We start from the raw sequence: 26812 nt of genomic DNA on the forward strand, positions 1-26812 counted from the left end.
TGATCCAGCATGACGGTGAATCCGGGTGCCACGGAGAATTCGGTGCTTTCCCCGGACCTTTTGACCCGGCTTCGGGACGCCTATCAGGCGACCTACCGCGGGCCGCACGGCGACGCTCCCGTCACCGGTGGGGACGCTGCTGATACCGGGCCTGTGAAGCAGATTGCCGCGGCCGAGGACAACATCCCCACCGCATTGCTGACCGCGCACGTCGCGCTGGCCCGACGGCGTCCGGCGGGGCAGGTCTCTGTTGCCGCCTACGACGACGGCGAGAGCTTCGCCCCGGCAATGCAGGTGGTCACCGACCACGGCGGCATGCAGATGGACTCGGTGACGGTGTTGTTGCACCGTCTCGGTGTCGCTTACACGGCGATCATGAACCCCGTGATCCGGGTGCGCCGCGACGCTTCCGGAGAACTGCTCGACATCGTGACGGGGGCTGACGACAACGGGGCCACCACAGAAACGTGGATCCACATCCAACTGGTTGAATCGGTGAACCGCGCCGCCCTCGAGAAAGCGGCCGAGGCGCTGCCCCGGGTGCTCTCCGATGCCCGGCAGGTGGCGCTGGACTCGGTGGCGATGGATTCGGCGCTGCTGAGCCTGGCCGCGCTGTTGGACGCCGATGACGCCGATCGTTTTCCCGGCCCCGATCGCAGCGACGTGGCAGATCTGCTGCGGTGGTTGGCCGACGGCCACTTCGTGATGCTGGGCTATCAGCGCTGCCCGGTCAGCGACGGCCAGGCGTCGGTGGATACCTCCAGCCGCCTCGGTGTGCTGAAATTCCGCGAGGACGTGCTGCCGCAGCTGACCGGAAACGACGATCTGCTGGTGCTGGCGCAGGCCACCATGCCGAGCTATCTGCGCTACGGGGCCTATCCGTACATCGTCGTGGTGCGGGAGGACTCCGGTGACGGCCAAGCGATCGAGCACCGGTTCGTCGGCCTGTTCACCGTTGCCGCCATGAGCGCGAACGTGCTGGAGATCCCGTTGATCGCCAAGCGGGTCCATGCCGCGTTGGCGCTGGCCGAGAACGACCCCAGCCACCCCGGGCAGCTGCTGCTGGACGTCATCCAGACGGTGCCGCGCTCGGAGCTGTTCGCGCTGTCGGCCGAAGAGCTGCGTGACATGGCCAAAGCGGTCATCGATCTGGGGTCGCGGCGCCGCAGCCTGCTGTTCATCCGTGGTGACCAGCTCGGGCACTTCGTCAGCTGCCTGGTGTACCTGCCGCGTGATCGCTACACCACCGCGGTACGTCTGGAGATGCAGGACATCCTGGTGCGCGAATTCGGCGGCACCAGCATCGACTACGCCGCACGGGTCAGCGAATCACCTTGGGCTCTGGTTCATTTCACCGTCAAGATGCCTCCGGGAACCAATCCGCAGAGCATCGACGTGTCCGAGGCCAACGAAGTCCGCATCCAGCATCTGCTGACCGAGGCCGCGCGCACGTGGGGGGACCGGCTGCTGGGCGCGGTGGCCGAGGGATCCATCGGCCACCGGCTCGCCGAGCACTACTCCTCGGCACTTCCCGAGGTGTACAAGCAGGCTGTCTCGCCGCAGGAAGCCATCGACGACATCGCCATCATCGAGGGATTGGGCGACAACACCGTCAAGCTGGTCTTCGAGGATGCCGGCGACGGCGGCAACGCACAGCTGAAGTGGTATCTGGGCGGGCGCTCCGCGTCACTCAGTGAATTGTTGCCGATGCTGCAGAGCATGGGTGTGATCGTTCTGGACGAGCGGCCGTTCACCGTCACCCGGCCGGATGGACTCCCGGTGTGGCTGTACCACTTCCGCATCTCGTCGCACCCCACCATTGCCCCGGCTGCCCCCGAGGACATCGCCGACGTGGCGCAGCGCTTCGCCGACACCGTCACCGCCATCTGGCACGGGCGGGTGGAGATCGACCGGTTCAACGAGCTGGTGCTGCGGGCCGGACTGACCTGGCAGCAGGTCACCATCATCCGTGCGTATGCAAAGTACCTGCGGCAAGCGGGTTTTCCCTACAGCCAGTCGCACATCGAAACCGTGGTCAACGGCAACGCCCTGACCGCGCGCGCCCTGGTGCAGCTGTTCGAGGCGGTGTTCGACCCCGACCTCGCCGAAGCCGACCGCTCGCAGCGAGCCCAGCTGGCCGCCGCCGCGGTGGCCGCTGACATCGACGCGCTGGTGAGCCTGGACACCGACCGGGTACTGCGGGCGTTCGCGTCCCTGGTTCAGGCCACGCTGCGTACCAATTACTTTGTCACGGACGCGAATTCGGCTCGCAGCAATGGTGTGCTGTCGGTGAAGCTGAACCCGGGCCTGATCGACGAACTGCCGTTGCCGCGGCCAAAGTTCGAGATCTTCGTGTACTCACCGCGGGTGGAAGGTGTGCACCTGCGGTTCGGCTCCGTGGCCCGCGGCGGCCTGCGGTGGTCGGATCGCCGGGAGGATTTCCGCACCGAGGTCCTGGGCCTGGTCAAAGCACAAGCTGTCAAGAACGCGGTGATCGTGCCGGTGGGCGCCAAAGGTGGCTTCGTGGTGAAGAATCCGCCCTTGAGCAACGACAGGGACGCCGTCCGTGCCGAGGGCGTCGCCTGCTATCGGTTGTTCATCTCGGGTCTGCTGGACGTCACCGACAACATCGATCGAACCGCGGGCGGAGAGCGCGCCTCGGGCGAGGTCATCGCACCGCAGCGGGTGGTGCGCCGTGACGGAGACGACGCGTACCTGGTGGTGGCCGCCGACAAGGGCACCGCGACGTTCTCCGACATCGCCAACGACGTCGCGAAGTCCTACGGCTTCTGGCTGGGCGACGCTTTCGCCTCCGGCGGCTCGGTGGGTTATGACCACAAGGCCATGGGCATCACCGCCAAAGGCGCGTGGGAGAGCGTCAAGCGGCACTTCCGAGAGATGGGTGTGGACACCCAGGCACAGGACTTCACCGTCGTGGGCATCGGTGACATGAGCGGTGACGTGTTCGGCAACGGGATGCTGCTGTCCGAACACATCCGGCTGGTGGCCGCCTTCAACCACATGCACATCTTCTTGGACCCGAACCCCGATGCGGCGAGCACCTTCACCGAGCGGCGCCGGCTGTTCGACCTGCCGCGCTCCACCTGGGATGACTACGACAGGACTCTGCTGTCGCCCGGCGGCGGAATCTACAGCCGTGACCAGAAGTCGATACCCATAACCCCGCAGGTGCGAGCCGCACTGGGACTGGGTGACGTCACCGAGTTGACCCCTCCCGCCCTGGTGAAGGCAATACTGCAGGCCCCGGTGGACCTGTTGTGGAACGGCGGCATCGGCACCTACATCAAGGCCGAGAACCAGTCCGACGCCGACGTCGGCGACCGCGCCAACGACCCGGTGCGGGTGAACGCGAATCAGGTGCGCGCCAAGGTGATCGGCGAAGGTGGCAACCTCGGCGTCACGTCTCTGGGGCGCATCGAGTTCGACCTGGCCGGTGGCCGCATCAACACCGATGCCCTGGACAACTCCGCGGGGGTGGACTGCTCCGACCACGAGGTCAACATCAAGATCCTGGTGGACTCGTTGGTGACCGTCGACAAAGTGCACCCCGACCAGCGCACCGCGCTGCTGGAATCGATGACCGACGAGGTGGGCGAGCTGGTGCTCGCCGACAACGCCGCCCAGAACGACCTGATGGGCACCAGCCGCGCCAACGCCGCCAGCCTGCTCAACGTGCATGCGCGTCAGATCAAGGATCTCGAGGACAACCGCGGTCTCAACCGGGAGCTCGAGGCATTGCCGTCGGACAAGGAGATCCGGCGGCGCACCGAAGTGGGTCTGGGCCTGACGTCGCCGGAGCTCGCGACACTGATGGCGCACGTGAAGCTGGCGCTCAAAGACGACGTGCTCGCCAGTGAGCTACCCGATCAGGATGTGTTCGCAGCCCGGCTGCCGTCGTATTTCCCTGCGCCGCTTCGGGAGAACTTCACCGCCGAGATCCGCAGCCATCAGCTGCGCCGGGAGATCGTGACCACCATGCTGGTCAACGACCTGGTCGACACCGGGGGGATCAGTTACGCCTACCGGGTCACCGAGGACGTGGGCGTCGCACCGGTGGATGCGGTGCGCACCTTCGTCGCCACCGATGCCATTTTCGGGGTGGGCGACGTGTGGCGCCGAATCCGAGCGGCCAGCCTGGAAAACGGTGTCCCCGTGCATGTCTCGGACCGCATGACCCTGGATCTGCGGCGCCTGGTCGACCGGGCCGGGCGGTGGCTGCTGAACAATCGACCCCAGCCGCTTGCGGTGGGCGCCGAGATCAACCGGTTCGCCACCAAGGTCGCGGCGTTGACCCCGCGGATGCCGGAGTGGCTGCGCGGTGACGACAAGGCGATCGTGACCAAGGAAGCCGCCGAGTTCGCCTCCCATGGTGTGCCGCAGGACCTGGCGTACATGGTGTCCAGCGGTCTGTACCAGTACAGCCTGCTCGACATCATCGACGTCGCCGACATCGTCGACCGCGACGAAGCGGAAGTGGCTGACACCTACTTCGCCCTGATGGATCACCTGGGCACCGACGGACTGCTCACCTCGGTGTCCGGGTTGCCACGTGATGATCGCTGGCATGCGTTGGCCCGCTTGGCAATTCGAGATGACATCTACAGCTCGCTGCGGACGCTGACGCTGGATCTGCTGGCTGTCGGTGAACCCGACGAAAGCGGCGAGGAGAAGATCGCCGAGTGGCATCACACCAACGGTTCCCGGCTGGAGCGTGCGCGCCGCACCCTCGATGAGATCTACGCCGAGGACGAACGTGACCTGGCCACCCTGTCGGTGGCCGCACGCCAGATCAGGAACATGACACGATCGGGGTCTTCGGCTTGACGTCTGTAAGCAGCGAACGTTTTGTCACGCCCATCGGCGTGCGGTGGTCCGATATCGACATGTATCAGCATGTCAACCACGCCACCATGGTGACCATCCTGGAAGAAGCCAGGGTCCCGTTCCTGACGCCGGCGTTCGGCCCCACCATCACCACGGTCGGCCTGCTGATCGCCGAGGTCAAGGTGTCCTACAAGGGGCAGCTGCGGCTGATCGACTCACCGCTGCAGGTCACGATCTGGGTGAACCGTTTGCGCGCAGTCGATTTCACTCTCGGCTACGAGGTGCGCTCGGTGAGCGCCGACCCTGATTCCCGCCCGGCCGTGATCGCCGAGACGCAGTTGGCGGCCTTCGACATCGATGAACAGAAATTGGTGCGGTTGTCGCCGACGCACCGGGAGTACCTGGAGCGATGGGTCCGCTGAGTGCGGAGCGGGGCCTGTGGCTGACCGACCCTGCACACCGCGCTGATCTGACGATGTTCGTCGAGCGCGCTCAGAAGCTCGACGACGCCGCCATCATTCGGATCAGGGCTCGTTCCGACGGCCTGTTGGGTGCCTGGGTGGCCACCAGTTTCGACGTGCTGGCCGGTCGGGCGGTCGGTGGCACCGTGCGACCGGACGACCTGTCGGCGGGGGCCGACGCGCTGTTGCGGGGCCTGGGATCAGTCGATCGTGTCGGGTTCGTGGATCCGGGCTGGGCGATGGACTCGTCCTGGCGCGGTGCCTTGCCCCCGGAGTCCGGATTTGCGCATCTGGACGACGTGCCGGCGCGGGTGATGCTGGACCTGGCGCAGCGGGGTGTGGCCCTGGCCCGCGAACACGGCAGCGGGCAGGGGCCGCCGGTGTCGTTGCTGGACCAGGATGTGGTCAGCGTGAGTGCCGGTGGGGTCAGCGTCGGCATCCCGATGCGGTGTGTGTTCGCGCTGACCGCCATGCGATTTCTGCCCCAGACATCCAACGGGGAGGGCGAGCTGGCTCCCGAGTCGGTGACGCCGGACGAGATCGTGCGCGTGCGGGTGCTGCCGGCTTGGCTGCGCATCGACGCCCGCTTCGGTTCGGTGTACCGCCGCCGCGGCGATCCGTCGCTGGTCCTTCGGTGATTTCGGCGTGATTCCGACCGCTGACCGACCGGAATCACGCCGAAATCCCTAAAACGGCGAGTTCATCATCGACTGCGCGGCCATCTCGAGGTAGTCCAATAGCGCCTTGCGGTGCTCGTCGTCGAGAGTCTGGCTGTCGATCTCGGCGATTGCGGTGTGCATGCACCGCAGCCAGGCGTCACGCTCCAGTGGGCCGATCCGATAGGGGTGATGCCGCATGCGCAGCCGGGGGTGCCCGCGCTGATCGGAGTACGTCCGGGGCCCACCCCAGTACTGCTCGAGGAACATCCGCAGGCGGTCCTCGGCGCCGTCCATGTCGTCGGCGGGATACAGCGGCGCCAGGATCTCGTCCTCGGCGACCTGCTCGTAGAACCGGGAGACGATTCGGTGGAACGTGTCGGCACCGCCGACGGCGGCGTAGAAGGAATGTGGGTCCGAGGGCACGAGTCCATTGTGTACTTCTGCGCGGCGTGATCCGATGTGGCCTCGGGCGTTTTGACACGTCACACGATGTTCACCGGATTGACCTGCGAACACGGATGAAATTGTCGTGCGGTGGCCGCTGATCCATGGTGGACTGTCCGCGGAGGGACCAATGGCCCAGCGCAAGCGAAACCAACTGAATAGGGTTGGACACCGCGCCGCGGTGGGCCGATCCGGGTCTGCTGTCGCGACCACGCTGCACACCGTCGAGGGCGTGCTTCCACCGCCCACGGACGCGGGTTCGGTTTGGGGTCGACGCCGGGTTCTGCTGCTCAATTCGACCTACGAACCGCTGACGGCACTCCCCATGCGACGGGCCGTTGTGATGCTGCTGTGCGGTAAGGCCGACGTGGTGCACGACGACCCGGCAGGCCCGGTGATCCACTCGGCGACACGCACCATCACCGTGCCGTCGGTGATCCGGCTGCGCACCTTCGTGCGGGTGCCCTACCGGGCCCGGATCCCGATGACACGCGCCGCTTTGATGCACCGTGACCGTTTCCGTTGCGCCTACTGCGGCGCCAAGGCCGACACCGTGGACCACGTGGTGCCGCGGTGCCTGGGTGGTGAGCACAGCTGGGAGAACTGTGTGGCGTGCTGCGCCAGCTGCAACCACCGCAAGGCCGACAAGTTGCTCTCCGAGCTGGGCTGGACCCTGCGGGTGACCCCCACCCCACCGAAGGGGCAGCACTGGCGGCTGCTGTCCACGGTCAAGGAGCTGGATCCGGCCTGGGTGCGCTACCTCGGCGAGGGCGCGGCCTGAAAAATGGTGGCTCACTCCGACACGCTGTAGTTGGTGGGATAGGTTTGGCGTTGTGACCGAGACCGCGATTGCCCATTCCGTGATGGGCGGGGTGCCGCTGCTGCTGTTCTTGCTGCTGGCCGTGATCTTCCTGCGCAAGCCGGGGCCGCACCCAGCCTCCTACAAGCTCTCCGAGCAATGGACACACGAGCCCATCCTGTGGGCGGCCACCGACGAGGTGATCGGTGACGCGCACGGACACGGTTCGCACGAATTCAGCGTGGGAGGTGGCGCAAGTGGCAAGTGGTGAGCACAGCACCGAGGTCTCGACCATCGACCCCGAGAACCTGCCCTACGGCTGGGCGCTGACCTACAGCGGCCGACTCTCCGGTGTCACCGAGCCCGGCGAGTTGTCGGAGACCTACCCGTTCTCCATCAAGGAGCGGGTGGAGCTCGATGAAGCGCTGAAGTGGGGTTCACGCGCCTCCAAGGCACGGTTCGCCGTCTACATCGGGGACCTCGGCGCGCCTTCGGCCGCCGCCGCGCGCGCCATCCTGGCCAAGGTGCCCACCCCGGACGAGGCCGTGCTGATCGCGGTGTCGCCGAACCAGAAGGTGATCGAGGTCGTCTACGGCTCGGCTCTCCAGGGCCGCGGCGCCGAATCGGCCGCACCTCTGGGGGTTGCGGCCGCCACGTCGGCGTTCAAAGAGGGCAACCTGATCGACGGTCTGGTCAGCGCAGTTCGGGTGATGTCGGCGGGTATCGCCAGGCCCTGAGCTTATCGGGGGTCTGCTGATCCCTGGCAAGACGCTGTCAGCCTGGGACACTGTGAGCATGGACCAAGGTCAACTGGCTGACTTCCTGCGCACCCGCCGTGAGGCGCTCACGCCGGCAGACGTCGGGTTGCCCACTGGGCCCCGGCGCCGCACCGCGGGACTGCGGCGTGAAGAGGTGGCCGCCCTGGCTGTCATCTCCACGGATTACTACACCCGCATGGAGCAGCAGCGCGGGCCGCAGCCGTCGGCCGAGGTGCTGGCGTCGCTGGCCCGCGCGCTGCGGCTCAACCTCGACGAGCGCGACCACCTGTTCCGGCTGGCCGGACACAACGCGCCCGCCCGCCGCCCGGCGTCCGAGCAGGTCAGTCTGGCGACCATGCGGATCCTCGAGCGGCTGCAGGACACCCCGGCTCAGGTGATGTCGGCGTTGGGGGAGACCCTGGTGCAGACGCCGGCGGCGCGGGCACTGCTGGGCGACGAGACGAAGTACGAAGGTTTGTCCCGCAGCGTGGTCTACCGCTGGTTCACCCATCCCGGCGCGCGCGATGTCTACCCGGAGGCCGACCACCCGCGCATCTCGCGCACCTGGGTCGCGGGTACCCGGGTGGCCTACGTGCGCGACGGCCCCGGCTCACGGTCTGCGCAGATCGTCGACGACCTGCTGCGGCGTAGCGCGGAGTTCACCGAGCTGTGGAAGCTGCACGACGTCGCGGCGCACAACGACCTCAACAAGCGCATCGCCCACCCGATCCTCGGTGTGCTGGACGTGCAATGCCAAGTACTTCACGACCCGGCGCTGCTGCACACCCTGCTGGTCTTCACCGCCGAGCCGGGCACCGCCAGCTATACCAAGCTCGCCGCCCTGGGTGCCGACCCGCAGTCCTATCTGCGCGACGACCGGGCGCAGGCAGGGACTGCCGATCAGTGGACAGCTCGACTCTGAATCTGGATGCCCGGAATCAGGGACCGTGGTCGTAGAGCGCAACACGGCGACGACCAAGGAGAGTTCCCATGACATTCGACGTGCCGGATCTGAGCGGCAAGCTGGCGGTGGTGACCGGGGGCAGCGACGGGATCGGGCTCGGTCTGGCCGGCCGCCTGGCCGCGGCCGGCGCCGAGGTGATCCTGCCGGTGCGCAATCCCGACAAGGGCGCCGCCGCCGTCGAGACCATCACGGGCCGGCTGCCCGGCGCTGCCGTGAGTACCCGGCGACTGGACCTGTCCTCGCTGCAGTCGGTGGCAGACCTGGCCGGCGAGCTGACCGCAGAGGGACGGCCGATCCATCTGCTGATCAACAACGCCGGCGTGATGAATCCACCGAAGCGGCAGAGTACCGCCGACGGGTTCGAATTGCAGTGGGGAACCAACCATCTGGGCCATTTCGCGTTGACCGCCCGCTTGTTGCCACTGCTGACGCAGGGGCGGGCGCGGGTCACCACGCAGTCGAGCATCTCCGCCCGCAGCAATGCGATCAACTGGGATGACCTGAACTTCGAGAAGTCCTACTCGAGTGGCAAGGCCTACAGCCAGTCCAAGATCGCCAACCTGATGTTCGCGCTGGAGCTCCAGCGCCGAAGCGCGGCCGCCGGCTGGGGCATCACCAGCAACGCCTCACACCCGGGCGTGACCCCCACCAACCTGCTTGCCGCCCAGCCGGGCATGGGCCGCACCAGCGACACCTTCGGTGTCCGGGTGATCCGCACCATGGCCCGACTGGGAGTGCTCAACACCGTCGACGGGGGCCTGCTGCCTGCCTTGTATGCCGCCACCAGCCCCGAGGCATCAGGTGGCAAGTTCTACGGCCCCAGCCGGTTTCAGCACCTGTCCGGTCCGCCTGCCGAGCAGGAGGTGTTCCGGCCGGCCCGCGACGCCGACGAGGCCAAGCGCCTGTGGGACATCTCCGAGACGTTGGTCGGAGTGCAGTTCGCGACGGCCTGAGCCGCTACTCCGCGTCGAAAGTCCGGGCCCGCAGTGCGCGCTCGACTCCGGCGCGGCCCTCGAGCACCAACCGCCGCAGAGCGGGTGGCACGTCGGCCGCCAGGAACCGGTCGGCCGCGTCCAGCGCGGCCTGGCTGATGTCCCAGGACGGGTAGAGGCCCACCACCACCGTCTGGGCCACCTCACTCGAGCGCCGCTCCCAGACACCGGTGATGGTCTCGAAGTAGCGCTCGGTGAAGGGCAGCAGCAGTTCCCCCTGGCCGGGTCGGACGATGCCGCCGATGATGGCGCGTCCGGTGATGTTGGCCAAGGTGTCGTCCTCGATCACCTGGGTCCAGGCGGCGTCCTTGACCGCCGGCTGCGGCCGGGCGGCCTTGGCGGCGGCGGCATTTCGGCGGCCGGCAGCGGTGGGATCGGTGGCGGCCTCGTTGTCGATGAACGGGGACTCGAGGCCGTCGGCGTCCAGGTCGCCGCTGGCGGCCAGCGCGGTGACGATGCGCCAGCGCAGATCGGTGTCGATCACAAGCCCGGACAGGTTCACCGCGGCGGGTTCGTTGTCCAGCAGGGTGGCCAGCACCGCGACGTGGTTGCGCGACAGCACCGACGTGCACAGCGCGTTGACGAACGCGAGCTGATGGTCCGAGCCCGGCTCGGACTCGCGGGCCAGGTCCAGCAACTTGTCGGCGAACGCCGGCCAGCCGGTGCTCTGCGCCCAGCCCGGCTCGGCGTAGGAGCTCAGGGCGGTCTGCGCCTGCAGCACCAGCCGCTGAGCCACGCCGACCTCGGTCTCGGCGTGCAGACCACTCATCACCAGCGTGACGAAGTCCCGCGCCTTGAGTTCGGCTTCGCGGGTCATCTCCCAGGCTGCCGACCACACCAGGGTGCGGGGCAGCGGCTCGGCGATGTCGGCGATGCGGCTCAGTGCGGTCTGCAGTGATTCCGCATCAAGGCGCAGCGAGCAGTAGGTCAGGTCGTCGTCGTTGACGAGGATCAACTTGCCGCGCGAAACACCCTGCAGCGCAGCTACTTCCGTCACCGAACCTTCGACGTCGAGTTCCTCTCGATGCACTCGGACCAACTTGCCCGTTGCATCCTCGTCGTAGATTCCGACGGCCAGCCGGTGCACGCGGGTCTCGCCGGCGCCTGGCGCTGCTCCGCCCTGGTTGATGGCGAAGCGGGTGAAGTGGCCGTCGTCGTCGACGTCGAAGTCCGCGCGTAGGGTGTTCAGCCCGGTGGTCTTGAGCCATTGCCGGCCCCAACCGGACAGGTCACGCCCGGACGACTTCTCCAGCGCCCCGAGCAGGTCACCGAACGTCGCATTGGCGAAGGCGTGATCACGGAAGTAGTCGCGCAATCCGGCCAGGAACGACTCCAGTCCCACGTAGGCCACCAGTTGCTTGAGCACGCTGGCGCCCTTGGCGTAGGTGATGCCGTCGAAGTTCACCTCGACGGCGTGCAGGTCGGGAATGTCGGCGGCGACGGGGTGCGTGGACGGCAACTGATCCTGACGGTAGGCCCACGACTTCTCCACGTTGGCGAAGGTGGTCCACGCCTCGGTGTACTCGGTGGCTTCGGCCTGGCACAGCACCGAGGCGAAAGTGGCGAAGGATTCGTTGAGCCACAGGTCATCCCACCACTGCATGGTCACCAGGTCGCCGAACCACATGTGCGCCATCTCGTGCAGCACCGTCTCGGCGCGGCGCTCGTAGGAGGCGCGGGTGACCTTGGAGCGGAACACGTAGTCCTCGAGGAAGGTGACCGCGCCCGCGTTCTCCATGGCGCCGGCGTTGAACTCGGGCACGAACAGCTGGTCGTACTTGCCGAAGGCGTACGGGGTGCCGAAGTTCTTGTGGTAGAAGTCGAATCCCTGCTTGGTCTCGGTGAACAGTCGTTCGTCGTCCATGAATTCGGCCAGCGAGGCGCGGCAGAAGATGCCCAGCGGGATCTCGCCGTGCTCGTCGGTGTAGGTGTCGTCCCACCGCGCGTACGGGCCGGCGATCAGCGCCACCAGATAGGTGCTCATCCGGGGTGTGGTGGCGAAGGTGTGGATCTTGGCGCCGTCGGCATCCTCGACCAGCGTGGTGGCGCCGTTGGAGATCACCTGCCAGTGCGTGGGGGCGGTGACGCTGACATCGAAGGCGGCTTTGAGGTCGGGCTGATCGAAACACGCGAACATCCGCTTGGCGTCGGCGGTCTCGAACTGCGAGTAGAGGTACACCTCGCCGTCGACGGGGTCGACAAACCGGTGTAGCCCCTCGCCGGTGTTGGAGTAGCTGCAGTCGGCGTCGACGACAACGACGTTGTGCTCGGCCAGTCCGGTCAGCGTGATTCCTGTGGACTCGTCGTAGCCGGAGACGTCGATCTCGTGGCCGTTGAGGGTGGCACTGCGCACGCTGTCCGCGGCCAGATCGAGGTAGGTGTCCGAGCCGGCGAGGGCGTCGAATTCAATGGTCGTGACCGACCGAAACGTTTTCTCACCGGCTGCCCCGCTCCCGTCGGTGAGGTCCAGCGAGATCCGGTAGCTGTCGACGGTCACCAACGCGGCCCGTTCGGCCGCCTGGTCCTGGGTCAGATTGGGAAGTGCCACGCCCGCCAACACTAATGGCCGTGGCGCCGGTTGTGCGCGCCTGGGAACTAGAAGGCGCCGAGTCCGGACAGCAGGCTGGAGCCGACGAGTCCGTTGAGTCCCGTCAGGCTGTCGAGTCCGTTGAGTTGATTCAGCACGCTGCCGTCGGCCACCGACGCCAGGAACTGTGGGCAGTACGCCTGGATGGCGATCCCGGCGAAGAACGATGCCATGGCGGGGTTGACACCCTTGTTCTGCACTTCGGCCACCGTCGATGCGAAGTCCTTACCGGGCTGCACCAGCATGTTGCACACCTGCTTGCCCAGATCGGTGGTGTCGTTGGCATTGCCGTAGGCGATTCCGGCGCTGGTGAGCAGATTGAGGAAGTCGCTGTTGGGATCGGCCTGCGCGGGGCCGGCGGCCACGACGGCGGCGGTGGCCAGCGCTGTGGAGAGTGCAACGACAGTTGGGGTGCGGTAAGCCATGGGAGCTCCTGCTCAAAGGGGAATGAATAGCACTCTGGTATCGCAGGTAACGCTGGTCTACTCGAGTAACGTCCGTAACACGGTTTGGTCAAGATTCGAACCCTATGCGTTTCGTGAGGGCCGACAGTGAGATGCGCGTGTTGGACGGGAACACTCCGACACGACGGCGAGTTGTGCTGAAAGTTGAACTCTGACCACCGAGAGGAATGCCGAGATGGCCGGGAAAGATACTGCTGGGTTCTGGTTCGATCCGCTGTGCCCGTGGTGCTGGATCACCTCACGTTGGATCCTCGAAGTCGAGAAGGTTCGCGACATCGACGTCGAATTCCACGTGATGAGCCTGGCGGTACTCAACGAGGGACGTGACCTGCCCGAGGAGTACCAGGAGATGATGAAGAAGGCCTGGGGTCCGGTGCGGGTGGCGATCGCCGCCGAGCAGGCGCACGGGTCGGAGGTGCTGTCCCCGCTGTACACCGCGATGGGCACGCTGATCCACAACGAGAACAACAAGGATTTTGATGACGTGATCGCCAAGTCGCTGGCGCAGGTTGGGCTGCCCGCCGAGCTGGCGGAGGCCGCCACCACCGACAAGTACGACGAGGCGCTGCGCAAGAGCCACCATGCCGGGATGGATGCCGTTGGCGAGGACGTGGGTACGCCGACCATCTACGCCAACGGGGTGGCCTTCTTCGGTCCTGTCTTGTCGCGCATTCCCCGCGGTGAGGAGGCCGGCAAGCTGTGGGACGCGTCGGTGACGTTCGCGTCGTATCCGCACTTCTGGGAACTCAAGCGCAGCCGCACCGAAGGGCCCGAGTTCGATTGAGCCGCGACGGGAGCTGCCTCAGGCGGGCAGCTCCCACACGCGGTTGGAGCGCACCGTGTCCAACCGGTAGTCCGTCACCCTGGTGTCGTAGAGCCGTGCGGCTGTTGCGCGGGCCCGGTCAACGGGATCTGTTGGGTCGCAGACGATCTCACCGCGGCTGTTGCCGTTGCCCACCACCACGCCCACCAGGTCCTGGCGCAGGTAGCGGGTCAGCTCTTGGAACTGGGCGACAACGCCCTGGGTGGCGCCGACGTAGTTCTCCTCGCACGAGATCAGCACCGCGACGCGTTTGTCCATGATCCCGGCCACCACGTCGTCGCGCTGCGGCGCGCTGTTGGCGGTGTAGCAGAACAGTCGGTCGAAGACGGTCTTGAGCCGGGCGGGCATGCCGTAGAAGTACAGCGGCATCGCGTAGATGATGCCGTCGGCGGGCAGGATGTGATCCAGTAGGAGTTCCTGGTAACGGTCGTCCAGGCTGCAGGTGCCGTCGTCGGGGCGGCGGCACTCGCGGCAGTTGCCCAGCATGTGCTGGACGTAGTCGTCGAGGTGAATCAGGTTCACTGTGTGGCCGGCCTCCCGTGCTCCGGCCACCGCGGCCGCGGCGAGGGTGTGGGAGTTGCCGTCGTCGCGCGGGCTCGCGCTGATCACCAGGGTTCGCACTGTTCGGACAACTGCGCGCCACCGTGGAATGTTCCTGATGTTGCATCGCAGCGACCGGCAGGCCACGGTGTATGCCATGACGCCCGCGGAGATGCTCGACGTTGCCTATGCCGAAGCCCGAAAGGGTCTGGACGAGGGCGGGATACCGATCGGCGCCGCACTTTTCAGCGCTGACGGGACGCTGCTGGGCAGCGGTCACAACCGCCGGGTGCAGCAGGACGATCCATCAGTGCACGCCGAGACCGACGCGTTCCGGGCCGCCGGGCGCCAACGTGACTACCGGTCGACGATCATGGTCACCACGCTGTCTCCGTGCTGGTACTGCAGCGGCCTGGTCCGCCAGTTCAACATCGGCGCCGTGGTGATCGGGGAGAGCCGTACCTTCACCGGTGGGCATGACTGGCTGGCCGAACACGGGGTGTCGGTGACGCTGCTCGACGATCCGCGTTGCGTGGCGATGATGACCGACTTCATCGCGGCTCAGCCGCAGCTGTGGAACGAGGACATCGGGGTCAGCTGAAACGGGGACGGCCCCCGGCTCTGATGAGCCGGGGGCCGTCGCACTTGGGGTACTGACTACGGGCTGGCGTTGTCGCTGCCGTCGTTGCCCTGGTTGCCGGTGCTGCCACCGACGCCACCCTGGCCGCCCGAGCCGCCGTTGCCGCCGGTGCCCGCCTTGCCGGCATCGGGGTTGGCGCTGCCGCCGCTGCCGCCGTTGCCGCCGTCGGCGTTCAAGCCGCCACGGCCGCCGGTTCCGCCGTTGCCGCCACGAGAGGTACCGCCGGTTGCGGAACCACCGCTCATGCCCTGGCCGCCGATGCCTTGGATGGCGCCGCCGTCGCCGCCGTTGCCGCCACGACCGCCGACGGTGTTGCCGCCGGTCGAGGTTGCGCCGCCGCCCCTGCCGCCACGGCCACCGAGGCCGGTGACCACGGAGTCGCCGCCGCTGCCGGCCGCACCGCCGGTGGCGGAGCCGGACTCGGAGTTGGCCGCGCCGCCGCTGCCGCCGTTGGTGCCGCGGCCGATCAGGCGCTCGCCGCCGTCGCCGCCGGTGCCGCCGACAGCCTTGGCGCTGCCGCTTGCGGTGGCTGAGCCGCCGTTGCCGCCGCCGCGGCCGAGAACCTCAGGCGTGCTGCCGCCGGAGAGGGTGCCCTTGCCGGCCATTCCGCCGTTGCCGCCGGTGGCGGTCTGGGTGCTGTCGCCGGTGCTGGTGGTGCGGTCGCCAACGGTGGCCGAACCGCCCGCGCCGCCGGCGCCCGCACCGTAGGAGGTGGTGTCGTCCTGCGAGAACGGGATACCGATGGTGGCACCGCCGCCGACGCCGCCGTCACCACCGGTGGCGTTGCCGAACAGCGAGGTGGCGCTGCCACCGGCGCCGCCCTTGCCGCCGTTGCTCGGGACGAAGGTCGCGCCGTTGCCGCCGCGCCCGCCGTCACCGGCCACGGCGTCGCCGGCGATGGTGGCGTTGGCGTTGCCGCCCGCGCCGCCGTTGCCGCCGTCGCCTGCGAACAGGCCGGCGCTGCCGCCGTTGCCGCCATTGGTGGCGGCGGAGATCAGCGCACCTGTTTCGGCGTCGTAGACCGCGTCGACGCCGTTGCCGCCGTTGCCGCCGCTACCACCGAAGTAGCCGGCGTTGCCGCCGTTGCCACCGTTGGCGCCGGCACCGCCGTTGCCCCACAGCAGGCCTCCGTTGCCGCCGTTGCAGGCGCTGCCGGTGCACGAGGCACTGGCGTCGATGCCGTTGCCGATCAGGAATCCGCCCTCACCGATGACCGTGGCGCCGGTGTAGACGTTGGCGCTGGCGGTGGCGGGGCCACCCTCGGTGTAGAGGAACGGGTTGATCGGGGTCTCGTCGTTGACCAGCTTGACGTCGGCGCTGAAGGCGGCGGGTACCGACGGTTCCTCCGACGCGGCGGCGGCAGCCACCAGGGCACCGAGCCCCACCATTGCCGCGCCGGCGACGCCCGTAGCCACGTGCTTGTGCACGGAACGGTTAGTCGCCTTGTGGCGTCCGGACTTCACGTACATGTACCAACCCCCATCGGGATGAGCCTGCGCGTGCAGGCGGGTTACTTGATTCCTTAGGCATTCCTGTGAAAAGCCGCCCTGATTGTTGGGTTTGCGGAGTCACTCGTCAAGACCTACCCCTAGGCAAGGCTTACCTATCGTTGCGTTTTCAACTAAAACCCCAGGGGTCTCGTGGCTGGTAGGCCGTTTTCCTGCAGGTAGACGTATACGTAAATTTCTTTTAGGTCACACTTGTGTGACCTAAGCCTCATAAATTCAAAGTTATCCCGGTTTGTCGCCCATCTGTGCTAGAAACTTCGGCGACCCAGAATGGCTGATCTGGTTTGCTGGAATCGCGCGGCCGGGTGAACAGCGCCGGAGTGTGCAGCGCGGGGAGCCTCGGAAAGTAGGGTTACCGCCATGCGCGTCTACCTCGGTGCCGACCACGCCGGATACGAACTCAAGCAGGCCATCTTCGATCACCTCACCGCTACCGGCCACGAGCCCGTCGACTGTGGTGCATACACCTACGACGCCGAGGACGACTACCCGGCTTTCTGCATCGCGGCGGCGCAGAAGACCGTCGCTGATCCAGGCAGCCTGGGCATCGTTCTCGGCGGGTCAGGAAACGGGGAACAGATCGCCGCCAACAAGGTGCCCGGGGCGCGTTGCGCGCTGGCGTGGAGCACCGAAACGGCGTCGCTGGCCCGTCAACACAACAACGCCCAGTTGATCGGCATCGGTGGCCGGATGCACACAGAAGAGGAGGCGTTGGCCATCGTCGACGCGTTCCTGAGCACACCCTGGTCGGAGGCGCCGCGCCACCAACGCCGCATCGACATCCTCGCCGAGTACGAGCTGACGCACGACGCGCCGCCCGTACCCGGCGCCCCGGAGTAACCCGTGCCCGAAGGGCACACGCTGCACCGGCTGGCTCGCCTGCATCAACGCCGGTTCGGCCGTGCCCCCGTACGTGTGGGCAGCCCGCAGGGCAGGTTCACCGACGGAGCAGCCGCTGTTGACGGACGGGTGTTGCGCAAGTCCGACGCGTGGGGCAAGCACCTGTTCCATCACTACGACGGCGGGCGGGTGGTGCACGTCCACCTTGGGCTCTACGGCACGTTCACCGAGTTCCCCGCCGCCGACCTCGACGCCATCCCGGACCCGGTCGGCCAGGTGCGAATGCGGTTGATAGGCACCGAGTACGGCACCGATCTTCGCGGTCCGACAGTCTGCGAAGTGATCAGCGAGGCCGAGGTCACCGACATCGTGGCCAAGCTCGGCCCCGACCCGCTGCGCAAAGACGCCGACCCGGCCCCCGCGTGGGCGCGAATCACCAAATCGCGCCGACCGATCGGCGCACTGCTCATGGACCAGTCGGTGCTCGCCGGGGTGGGCAACGTATACCGCAGCGAACTGCTCTTCCGACACCGGATCAACCCGCTGCGCCCCGGCACGGACATCACCGCCGGCGAGTTCGCCGCCATGTGGACCGACCTGGTGGAGCTGATGAACGTGGGGTTGCGCCGGGGCAAGATCGTGGTCGTCCGCCCCGAAGACGACCATGGCGCACCGTCGTACCGGAAGGGTCGGCCGCGCACCTACGTCTACCGGCGCGCTCTCGAACCGTGCCGTGTGTGCGGTACCGCCGTCAAGACGATGGAGCTCGAGGGCCGCAACCTGTTCTGGTGTCCCAACTGTCAGGCCTGACTGCCCAGTCAGCAGGTTCACAGGATTGACGCGACAATCTGCGGGTGGAACTGATCTTGGTTGTCGTCGGTGCGATCGTAGTAACTGCCATGGCGCATCGGCGTGGCCTTGAACCGGCGCTGATCATCGTCGTCATCGGTGGTGTGGTGTCGTTCCTGCCGGGATTCGAAGCGCCCGAACTCGATTCGCACATCCTGTTGAGCGTCGTGCTGCCGCCGCTGCTGTACTCGGCCGCACTGGACTTCTCGTTCCCGACGTTTCTGCGCAACATCAAGCCGATCCTCGGCCTCGGCGTCGCGCTGGTGGTGGTCACCGCCTTCACCGTCGCAGCGGTGTCGTCATGGTTGGTCGTGGTGCCCCTGACCTTCGGAACCGCACTGATCCTCGGCGCCATAGTGGCACCACCGGACGCGGTGACCGCGGTGGCCGTCGGCCGCAAACTCGGGCTGCCCAAACGGGTGATGGCCATCCTGACCGGGGAGAGTCTGATCAATGACGCCGCAGCGCTGGCACTGTTCTCCATCGCCGTGGCCCAGGTGGCCGGCACCCACACCTTCATCGAGAACCCGCTGCTGCTGTTCGGCTATAGCGCGGTGGTGGGGCCGATAGTCGGTGCCGCACTCGGTTACGTCACGCTGTGGATCCGGCGACGGCTGAACAACCCGGGGCTGGAGACCGTGCAGGGACTGGTGGTTCCGTTCGCGGCGTTCATCGCCGCCGAACACCTCCACGCCTCCGGGGTACTGGCCGTGGTGGTTGCCGGCTTCGTCGTCGGTAGCGGCACCGTCGACGCCGGGTACCAGACCCGACTCCAGGAACGCTACGTCTGGAACTCCGTCGACGTCCTGTTGGAGGCGTTCGTCTTCGCCTACATCGGACTGCACCTGCGCTTCGTGCTGGAGGACCTGCGCGAAGCACACGAGTCGTTGGCAGAGGTGGCCGTCGCGTCGGCGATCGTGCTGCTGGTGGTTCTGGTGATCCGACCCCTGTCGGTGTTCGCGATGTTCAGCCGAGGAGTCCTGTCCCGCCACGTCGAGCGGCGCTTCAGCGTGCCGGTTCCCGAACGTGGCGGCCGCGGCGCCCTGGGCACCCGTAAACGCGACCGAGCACCCGCCAAGTGGCGATCGCGTATCGACAACCGCAGGCTCACCTGGCAGGAGAACGTGGTGGTGTCCTGGACCGGAATGCGCGGTGTGGTGACTCTTGCTGCGGCAGCGGCCATTCCGGTGACCACGGCCGCGGGGGAGCCGTTCCCGGAGCGGGCGACCATCCAGGCCATCGCATTCGTCACGGCCATCGGCACCCTGCTGCTGCAGGGCTGGACGCTGCCGCTGCTGATCCGCCGCCTAGACTTGACCTCCGACGACGAACACGTCTACGCGTTCGCTGAGACCGCCAAGGCCGAAGACGTTGTGCACCGAGCCGCCGTCGAGGTGCTGGCCGAGTTCCGCGACAACCCGCCGGAAGGGCTTGACCCCCGCATGCTCGCCGAGATCCGGACCACCATCGCCCGGCAGTCGCAGGATGCTGATGAGATGCCGGATCCGGAGGCGCACACACTGCGCGCGGAGACCTTCGCCGCGCTGTACCGAGCGGTGTTGACGGCGCAACGAGCGGCCCTGATCGGGGAACGCGACGAAGGCCGCATCGATGACGAGGCGGTCCGCGCCATGCTGGAGCGACTGGACCTACAGGAGGCGGGCGTCACCGCCCGTCTGGAGAGCCGGTTCTAGAAGCCGAAATCTCCACCGAAGTCGCCGCCACCGAAATCGCCACCGCCCCAGTCGCCGCCACCCCAGTCACCGCCGGTGTCACCACCGAGGTCGCCGCCGCTGTCACCGAAGCCTTGGTCGTAACCCTGGGCGAAGCCTTCTTCATACCCGGTGCCGGCCATGCCGGAGAACAAGGTGCTGAACAGCAGCATCGAGCCCACGCCCCAGGCGCCGGCCACCAGCGCCGGCTTCCACCACGGCTCCGAGTACCAGCCCGCGGGAACCGGCCGACCTGCGACGTTGCCGCCGGGGTAGTAGTTCGGGGTGCGCTGCGACGGGGACGGTGATGCTTCGATTTCACGGCCCTCGAACTCCACGCGACGGTCCTCGGTGACCTGCCCCGCGGTGCGCTGCCCGTGCAGGGATTCCAGCTCGGGACCGGGATCCATGCCCATGGCAAGGCGGGCTGCGCGCACGTAGTAGAGACCTTCGAGCGCGCTTTCCTTGGCCAGCAACGCCTGCTTGGCGGTGGTGGCCTGCTCGATCTGCGACCCGGCGGCGGTGAAGCGCTCCGAGGCGTCGGCCAGCGCCTGCTTGGAAGCGTCGTCGTTGCCGCTGAGGTTGATCACCTGCCCGCCGAGCCGGTCGATGACCCGCCGGGCGTCGGCTTTGGCGTCGGCCAGCGATGCCTCGTTACGCCGGCCGCTGTTACGCGAGGAACTCCACACAGCCAGGCCGATGGCCCCGACAACAACGAGGATGAGTAGCAGCAGGAAGCCGTCCATGGCGTCCAGGGTACTCACAGAAACCGAGTGCTCCCCAGATATCAGAACCCGAGGTCGACGGGAGCGAACTTCGAGGTCACGTCACCGGCCAGCGACTCGTCATAGGGGTTCACCGCGTGCGGTTGCACACCGGCGCTGATGTCGAGGCCGTCGAGTTGCGCCCACAGCACGCTGGGGCTGCTGGTCAGCTCGAAGAAGTAGGTGCGATTGGTCAGATCGCAGACCGTGCGGTATTCGGTGTTGTACACACCGAAGTCCTCATAGGGCGCCCCGAACGGTACCGAGACATTGCGGGCGATGGCCATCACCGCGGCCACCGCCTGCCGTTCGTCGGCCGGTTCCGGCAGCAGACCCGAGAAGTAGGCGGCCCGCTGGAAGCGGTCGACGGCGTTGACGTTGCCGGGCACCGGTGTCGATCCGGTGGGATGTGAGAAGTCATGCTGGGCAAGCAGTTCCAGCTGTTCCTCGTAGGTGGGGTCATTGGTCATCAAGGTGTACTGCCGCCCGTGGTGCACTACCGGCTTGCCGTCGGCGAATTCGATGATCGCCGAGTCTCCGCTGGCGTCCTCGAGCGCCACATGCAGGTTGGCGTCGAAGCCACGGACATTGATCAGCACCACCTGGATGGCCTCCATCAAGGCCAGCGCGTCGGCGACCGTTTCCGCCTGGTCCAACAGGTACTGCACCCAGAGCCCGGTTTGCACACCGGGTTTGGACGAGTCGCGGTCGCCGAAATCCGTCGAGTCCAGATACAGGCCGTGTGCTGCCAGGCCCCGCTCGTTGAACCCGTCGATGGTGCCGATGCCGTAGATCGTGGTGACCAGGCTGCCGTAGCGGCTGGTCCACGTCAGTGGATTCTCGGTGACCATCACCTGGGAGCCGACCAGTCCGCCGTTGCGCTTGCGGCCCCGCGGCATCGCAACGACTAGAGGCTGCGTGGACTCCGGCCAGTCCATGGTCCGTCCCGAAAGGACGGCCAGATCATTGCTGTTCCAAAGGATTCGGGTGCACACATCACTACCGTAGTGGTCAGCGGGCCGATGCGCCGGTGAGTAGCTGCTCGACGCTTGAGGCGCTCGAGGTTGCGGGCGGTACTGGCACGTGCGGCAGTGTGGTCGGCACTGCCTGGGCCGCCGTCGGCAAGGAGATGGCGACATCGGAGACGTTGACGATGCCGAACGACGTGAAATCCTCGTACGCCACCGCGGAATCCACGATTTGCAACCGCAGCACATCCCGGGAGTCGGCCATGGTGTAGGCGATGTTCTCCATCTTGATCTCGACGGTGTGTTGGCGGCCGTCGAGGGTCACCGGGATCGGAGTCACCAGGTTGCCGACCACCAGGCCCGTCTTGTCGTCCACCAGTTGGGCGTAGATGGTGCGGCTGGTACCCACGCCGGAGTAGGTCAGGGTCACCGTGGGTGCGCCCACGATGTGCACCGGTGCCTGCGCGGTGCCCTGGCTGGCAATCTCCACTTCGAGTGCGTGTCGTGACGCGGCGGCCGAGGGCAGCGACAGGGGGAACGGCGCCTGGGTCTGCGGGCCGGAACCGCCGAGAAAGGGCACCACCGGCAAGAGGCCGCCGGGCCCGGACTGGTTTATCACCTCGCTGCCGAAGAAACCGGTGCCCGGCAACGGGAGGTGATCGGCGGCGAACCAATCACCTTTCTGGTCCACCCACATGAACGTCGGGCCGGGAGTCGGTACCTCGTCACCTTTGTTCTTGACGTAGGTGTCCATCCAGGCCAGCGTCTGGGCAGTGAGGAAGCCGTACTGGTCGGCGCTCTGCTGCTTGTCCAGATTGAGGCAGTACCCGTGCCCGCCGCAGTACCAGATCATCCGAACCGGCACGTCCTGGCCCAGCTGTGCGGCATTGTCCAATGCCTGCTGCAGCACGAACAACCCGTCGACGGTGCCCTGAAGGAACATCGTCGGTGCGGTGATGTCACCCACCACGGTGTCGGGGCTGTTTCTCGAGAGGAACCGCTGCTGGCCAGGTGTCAGGAAGCCTGCGACGAGACCGGTCACGATGCCCGCGTAGATCTGTGGATCGGGCCGGGAGCCGGTCAGCGCCAACGACAACGCCAGGAGCGACGCCCACGCGCTCTTGAAGGTGCGGTTGGGATACAGGGCTTCGTTGAGCGAGTTCCATGCAATACCGGGTGCGATGGCATCGATGCGGTGATCGATGCCCGCCGACGTCAACTGGATGCCGCCGCCGTAGGAGCCGCCGACCATCCCGACCAGAGGATCACCCGCGGTCTCGTTCTTCACCCCGGGCTGACTGCTTGCCCAGTCGATGATGGCCGACACGTCGCGGGCCTCGAACAGTTCCGAGTCCAGATGCATGAGTCCGCCGGAGGCGAACTCACCGCGCGGATCCCAGGTCACCACGTTGTAGCCGGCGGCGCGCATCCGCGAGATCCCCGGCACCAGGCCGGCCACCGTGCTGGCCTGCTGCAGGTTGACGTAGCCGGCGGTTGCCAGGCTGGGTCCGTTGAGGAGGGTGGGCGCTTCCGCGCCGAACTCGAGGCCGCTGGCGGGGAAGAAGTTCACGCTGATCCGGGTGCCGTCGAAGGATCGGATCTCGGTGGTGAACGCGATGGGGGCGGCGTCCTCGCCGACGTACGGGGCCACGTCGACGACGACGCTGTACACGTGCGCACGGCCGATCAGCGGGGAGAGCACGTCGTTGACGATCGGCACCTGCTGCAGCACGACGATGATGCGGGGGGCCAGGGCGCCGACGACGGGAATGGCCTCGACAGTCTGGGTGAACCGGGTCTGTTCGGCGACCAGGACCGAGAACCGTTCCTGGGCGGCAGGACGCGACGGTGACAGGTAGGGCAGGAATGTGAAGTCACCGTCTGCTGTGTCCAGGCTGACCTTGCCGCCACCGCTGGGTTTGCGAACCAGGGTGTAGGTCAACGGTTTTGGCGGCTCGGCCATGTTGGTACCGGTGATGACGCCGTCGTCGAGTGAGATGCTGGGGGTGTAGGGGACTGCGGCATCGGCCTGGCGCCCGGCGCCTGCGACCAGCGGCGGGTCCGTTGCGGTGTCCGTGGGCTCGCCGCGCTCCTGCCGTTCCGGGGTTGTGGTGGCGGCTGACCCGGTAGGCGTCGGGCTGGAGTCCAGTGTGTCCTGATTTGCCGAGTCGTCCTCGTCGGCGGACGTCTCGGCCACGTCGTCGTCTGCGGCGGTGTCCTGGGAGTCCTTGGCTCCGCGGTCCGTGTTAGCGGTGCGGTAGCTCGATCGCTTCGTGGTCGCACGCGTGTCTTCGGCGCCGGAGTCCGTCTCGGCCTTGTCCACTTTGTTGGCAGACGTGTTGTCCTGCTTGGTATCTGAGGCCTTGTCATCCTGGGCAGACGACGACTCCGAGGTGCTGGTGCCGGGGGAGCTGTCCTCGGTATCGGCAGTGGCGGCACCGCTGCCGACAAAGATCGCGATGCCGACGCCCAGTGCGACGGCCAATCCGCCGACTCGGCCCACATACTTCGAAGCGCCCATCATGACCTCGTTGTCACCCGACGGAATGTGGGCCGAGACTACCGCCGATCAATCGACAATTGACGGCATTCGCAAATTAGCGCGTGAGGAAGATCGAGCGTCAGCTCAGCGGTAGTAAACCTCGCCGCCGTCGGGATATCCGCCGCCGGTGGTGGTGATGTGCACGTGGTCGTAGTGCCCGTAGCCGCCACGTTGGGCGCCGGACGGTGTGTAGTAGACGCCGCGCCAGATGGCGTCCTGGATGCCGAACCGGTCGGCGTGCTTGAGGACGTAGGCCACGATCTGATTGCCCAGTTCGATGCTCTGGGCTGATCCGGGGTTCTGGATCATGACATCGAGTGCCAGGCCGTCCGGGTGCCAGCGCAGGGCATCGGCGCGAACACCGCCGATCTGCTGGATCTCGGGGAACACGGCGCTGATGCTGCGCGCGGTCAGGATGGTCCTGACTTGTAGGCCGCGTTCGGGGGCGACGCCGACGGGCAGGGTGCGCTCGACGGTGCGCAGCCCGCGTGACGCCGACGCGTTCTGGTCGGCGGCGTATTTCATGTCACCGCCGGCGAAGCCCATCGGGGAGACGGCGACCAGTTCCACGCAGCACAGCGCGGCGGTTTCTTCGGTGGAGGGGGCCATCTGATCGACGATGGGAGCGGCCTGGACCTCGACGGGAACCTGCCCGACGTCACCTTTGACGGCGAAGAGCACGGCGGCCGGAACGGCGACGGAGGCCAAGATCATCGACGGTTTGCGCCGCGTCTCGGGTTGTGAATGCCGTCCCACGGACAGCAGCCTACGACAGGCGCGGCACAGTACCCCAACAAAAGTGGAAAAAGTATCCGCGACACGATTCGTTACTCGATCGAGATTGAGGCGCCATCAACCCGCGATGTGGCCGCCCGGATGCGGGTTGACCTGCGCAAAGAAGATCAACCCGCACCGAGTGCGTCCTCAGTCGATCGAGTGGCTGTCGCCGTCGGTGCCGGACTGCCCGGAGCTGCCACCGATACCGCCGGAGCCACCCTTGCCGCCGGTGCCTCCTTCAGCCTCGATGCCGCCGGAGGCGTCACCGCCGTCACCGCCGCGGCCTCCGCTGCCCGCAATGGCGCCACCCGCACCGCCGGCGCCGCCATCACCGCCGTAGGCATCGGCAGGTTCCGACGATGCGTCGCCGCCGCGACCTCCTGCGCCGCCCGAACCGGCGATCGCACCGCCGCGGCCACCCGCGCCGCCCTTACCGCCGTCGCCGGTTCCGCGGGTTGTGGTGCCGCTGCCGGCGTTGCCGCCGCGGCCGCCAGTGCCGCCGATGGCGGAATTGCCGCCCTGGCCGCCTGCGCCGCCGACTGCATGGCTGTGGAAGTTGTCGGCGTCGCCTCCCTCGCCTCCGTTGCCGCCGTCGCCGATGACCGCATATCCGCCTGCGCCACCCGCGCCGCCTGTCGCGGTGGTGCCGAAGTCGGCGGCCTCGGCGTAGCCTCCGTAGCCACCGTCTGCGGCCACGCCCAGCGTGGCGTCACCGCCTTCGCCGCCGGCGCCTCCGGTGGCGTTGCCGAAGCCCGCCTGGGCCTGCCCGCCGTCACCGCCCACGCCGCCGTCGCCGACGATCCAGCCGCCGCGCCCGCCGTTGCCGCCCGCGGCGCCCTGGGCATTGACGACGTCCGCGTCGGGGCCCAGCCAGTTGATGTCGTTGCCGCCGTGGCCACCCACGCCTCCGTCGCCGGAGAACAGCCCACCGCGTCCACCGTCCCCACCGCGGGTGGCTGCCGAGAGTTGGCCGTCGACCAGGTCGTAACGGGCGCTGGAGCCGGCACCGCCGTCACCGCCGTTGCCGATCAGCCAGGCGCCGTTGCCGCCCCGGCCGCCCGCCAGACCGACGCCGTGACTGCCGTTGCCGCCGTTGCCGAAGAGGAAGCCGGCGTCACCGCCGTTGCCGCCATTGGCTCCGTTGCCGCCGTTGCCCCACAGCAGTCCGCCGTTGCCGCCGTTGCACGCCGAGCCGGTGCAGTCCTGCGCGGCATTGGCACCGTTACCGATCAGCCATCCGCCATTGCCGATCGCTGTGCCCACGGTGAACGCGGCTGTGCCAACGGCTGGGCTGTTGCCGTCCAGCAGGTAGTTGAGCGTGGACTCGTTCGTGGTCAGCTGGATGTCGGTGCTCGGCATCTCGACGGAAGCGGCGATGGCCCACGCGCCCATTCCTGCCAGCGCGGCGCCGGCGATGCCTGCCGATGCCGCTGTCTTCCGGAGGGACGAAGTGGGTTTTGCCATGGGGAAGGGTCTCCTAGCTGTTGGAAACGTCGACGGCTGAAGCCGATGGCCACGGGCTGGTGGCAGACAATGAACTTATTGATGGCTCTTGTGCTGGTCAACTGTTGTTTACGCTAAACAAATTTACGCAACTGTTAAAAGTCCTGACAGGGACTGGCAAAGTCATCCTGGGCCTCCGTTGGTTTTGCTATGGGTGAGCCTCCGGGGTGTCGCCTCGGTGGATGGCTCCTGTCGCCGGGGATTGGAGTCCGTGCCGCAGAAGCACTCTCGGCAGTCGGGGGCCGCGCGGGTAAAAGTCAACCGGCGCAGTGGGTTTCGTCCACCGGGAGGGTGGATTGGCGGCCGGGGCCCGCTTGTTCTCCCGGTCGAACGCCTGTGTGAAAACAGAAAACCGGCCCGCATCGGGGCCGGT

The 26812-nt window shown here is 67.2% G+C and carries 23 protein-coding genes; 13 read left to right on the forward strand and 10 right to left on the reverse strand.

What is annotated here, in order from left to right; genetic code table 11:
* Positions 1-9: 9 nt before the first annotated feature.
* The 3 genes from BVC93_RS20540 to BVC93_RS20550 are packed head-to-tail and all read left to right on the forward strand — an operon-like array spanning position 10 to position 5944.
* Positions 10-4845 (forward strand): NAD-glutamate dehydrogenase, encoded by a 4836-nt coding sequence (locus BVC93_RS20540; protein WP_083739080.1) that lies wholly within the window; start codon positions 10-12, stop codon positions 4843-4845.
* Entirely contained in the window at positions 4842-5267 is a 426-nt protein-coding gene (locus BVC93_RS20545; protein WP_083739081.1) for an acyl-CoA thioesterase, read from the forward strand. The genes BVC93_RS20540 and BVC93_RS20545 overlap by 4 nt, the downstream gene beginning before the upstream one ends.
* The gene (locus BVC93_RS20550; RefSeq protein WP_083739082.1) at positions 5255-5944 is read left to right on the forward strand and encodes a hypothetical protein; all 690 of its coding nucleotides are present in this window, start codon (positions 5255-5257) and stop codon (positions 5942-5944) included. The genes BVC93_RS20545 and BVC93_RS20550 overlap by 13 nt, the downstream gene beginning before the upstream one ends.
* Before the next feature lie 48 nt (positions 5945-5992).
* Here the strand turns inward: BVC93_RS20550 and BVC93_RS20555 are convergent, their stop codons facing one another.
* Positions 5993-6388, reverse strand: coding sequence for a globin (locus BVC93_RS20555; RefSeq protein WP_083739083.1), 396 nt, complete (start codon positions 6386-6388; stop codon positions 5993-5995).
* 151 nt (positions 6389-6539) lie between these two features.
* Between BVC93_RS20555 and BVC93_RS20560 the strand changes: the two genes are divergently transcribed.
* From BVC93_RS20560 to BVC93_RS20580, 5 genes are all read left to right on the forward strand, one after another.
* Complete coding sequence (locus tag BVC93_RS20560) at positions 6540-7190, forward strand: HNH endonuclease (RefSeq protein WP_083739084.1); 651 nt, start codon at positions 6540-6542, stop codon at positions 7188-7190.
* Positions 7191-7272: 82 nt separating this feature from the next.
* Positions 7273-7479, forward strand: a complete 207-nt coding sequence (ctaJ, locus tag BVC93_RS20565; protein ID WP_083741195.1) for an aa3-type cytochrome oxidase subunit CtaJ — start codon at positions 7273-7275, stop codon at positions 7477-7479.
* On the forward strand, positions 7466-7945 hold the full coding sequence (locus BVC93_RS20570; protein ID WP_083739085.1) for a DUF5130 domain-containing protein: 480 nt from the start codon (positions 7466-7468) through the stop codon (positions 7943-7945). The genes ctaJ and BVC93_RS20570 overlap by 14 nt, the downstream gene beginning before the upstream one ends.
* Positions 7946-8003: 58 nt before the next feature.
* Positions 8004-8888: a helix-turn-helix transcriptional regulator gene (locus BVC93_RS20575; protein ID WP_083741196.1), complete on the forward strand. Its 885-nt coding sequence runs from the start codon at positions 8004-8006 to the stop codon at positions 8886-8888.
* A 68-nt stretch (positions 8889-8956) separates the two neighbouring features.
* Positions 8957-9883, forward strand: a complete 927-nt coding sequence (locus tag BVC93_RS20580) for an SDR family oxidoreductase (RefSeq protein WP_083739086.1) — start codon at positions 8957-8959, stop codon at positions 9881-9883.
* 4 nt (positions 9884-9887) lie between these two features.
* On the opposite strand, the gene pepN is transcribed toward BVC93_RS20580, so the two are convergent.
* Together pepN and BVC93_RS20590 are read right to left on the reverse strand one after the other, a co-directional pair.
* Positions 9888-12470, reverse strand: a complete 2583-nt coding sequence (gene pepN / locus BVC93_RS20585) for an aminopeptidase N (RefSeq protein WP_083741197.1) — start codon at positions 12468-12470, stop codon at positions 9888-9890.
* Positions 12471-12517: 47 nt separating this feature from the next.
* The gene (locus BVC93_RS20590) at positions 12518-12934 is read right to left on the reverse strand and encodes a DUF732 domain-containing protein (protein WP_083739087.1); all 417 of its coding nucleotides are present in this window, start codon (positions 12932-12934) and stop codon (positions 12518-12520) included.
* A 214-nt stretch (positions 12935-13148) separates the two neighbouring features.
* On the opposite strand from BVC93_RS20590, the gene BVC93_RS20595 reads away from it, so the two are divergent.
* Entirely contained in the window at positions 13149-13757 is a 609-nt protein-coding gene (locus BVC93_RS20595; protein WP_083739088.1) for a mycothiol-dependent nitroreductase Rv2466c family protein, read from the forward strand.
* 18 nt (positions 13758-13775) lie between these two features.
* On the opposite strand, the gene BVC93_RS20600 is transcribed toward BVC93_RS20595, so the two are convergent.
* Positions 13776-14405 (reverse strand): flavodoxin family protein, encoded by a 630-nt coding sequence (locus tag BVC93_RS20600; protein WP_236950042.1) that lies wholly within the window; start codon positions 14403-14405, stop codon positions 13776-13778.
* An 88-nt stretch (positions 14406-14493) separates the two neighbouring features.
* Here BVC93_RS20600 and BVC93_RS20605 point away from each other — a divergent pair, with 88 nt between their 5' ends.
* Positions 14494-14937, forward strand: coding sequence for a nucleoside deaminase (locus BVC93_RS20605; RefSeq protein ID WP_083741198.1), 444 nt, complete (start codon positions 14494-14496; stop codon positions 14935-14937).
* A gap of 56 nt (positions 14938-14993) precedes the next feature.
* Here the strand turns inward: BVC93_RS20605 and BVC93_RS33210 are convergent, their stop codons facing one another.
* Positions 14994-16391 carry a hypothetical protein gene (locus tag BVC93_RS33210; protein ID WP_236950043.1) on the reverse strand — a complete coding sequence of 466 codons (1398 nt, stop codon included), beginning with the start codon at positions 16389-16391 and terminating at the stop codon, positions 14994-14996.
* A gap of 453 nt (positions 16392-16844) precedes the next feature.
* On the opposite strand from BVC93_RS33210, the gene BVC93_RS20615 reads away from it, so the two are divergent.
* Genes BVC93_RS20615 through BVC93_RS20625 form a run of 3 tightly spaced genes read left to right on the forward strand, consistent with a single transcriptional unit; the run spans position 16845 to position 19867 of the window.
* Positions 16845-17324, forward strand: a complete 480-nt coding sequence (locus BVC93_RS20615) for a ribose-5-phosphate isomerase (RefSeq protein ID WP_083739090.1) — start codon at positions 16845-16847, stop codon at positions 17322-17324.
* A gap of 3 nt (positions 17325-17327) precedes the next feature.
* The gene (locus BVC93_RS20620; RefSeq protein WP_083739091.1) at positions 17328-18134 is read left to right on the forward strand and encodes an Fpg/Nei family DNA glycosylase; all 807 of its coding nucleotides are present in this window, start codon (positions 17328-17330) and stop codon (positions 18132-18134) included.
* A 44-nt stretch (positions 18135-18178) separates the two neighbouring features.
* Positions 18179-19867, forward strand: coding sequence for a cation:proton antiporter (locus BVC93_RS20625; RefSeq protein WP_083739092.1), 1689 nt, complete (start codon positions 18179-18181; stop codon positions 19865-19867).
* On the opposite strand, the gene BVC93_RS20630 is transcribed toward BVC93_RS20625, so the two are convergent.
* From BVC93_RS20630 to BVC93_RS34560, 5 genes are all read right to left on the reverse strand, one after another.
* Positions 19864-20631: a hypothetical protein gene (locus BVC93_RS20630; protein WP_083741199.1), complete on the reverse strand. Its 768-nt coding sequence runs from the start codon at positions 20629-20631 to the stop codon at positions 19864-19866. The genes BVC93_RS20625 and BVC93_RS20630 overlap by 4 nt on opposite strands.
* A gap of 41 nt (positions 20632-20672) precedes the next feature.
* On the reverse strand, positions 20673-21644 hold the full coding sequence (locus tag BVC93_RS20635; protein ID WP_083739093.1) for a linear amide C-N hydrolase: 972 nt from the start codon (positions 21642-21644) through the stop codon (positions 20673-20675).
* A gap of 16 nt (positions 21645-21660) precedes the next feature.
* Positions 21661-24138 (reverse strand): CocE/NonD family hydrolase, encoded by a 2478-nt coding sequence (locus BVC93_RS20640; RefSeq protein WP_192860051.1) that lies wholly within the window; start codon positions 24136-24138, stop codon positions 21661-21663.
* Between the two features lie 105 nt (positions 24139-24243).
* Positions 24244-24915 (reverse strand): hypothetical protein, encoded by a 672-nt coding sequence (locus BVC93_RS20645; RefSeq protein WP_442928965.1) that lies wholly within the window; start codon positions 24913-24915, stop codon positions 24244-24246.
* 168 nt (positions 24916-25083) lie between these two features.
* Positions 25084-26400, reverse strand: coding sequence for a hypothetical protein (locus BVC93_RS34560; RefSeq protein ID WP_083739096.1), 1317 nt, complete (start codon positions 26398-26400; stop codon positions 25084-25086).
* Positions 26401-26812: the final 412 nt, after the last annotated feature.

Source organism: Mycobacterium sp. MS1601, from assembly GCF_001984215.1.
Classification (GTDB): domain Bacteria; phylum Actinomycetota; class Actinomycetes; order Mycobacteriales; family Mycobacteriaceae; genus Mycobacterium.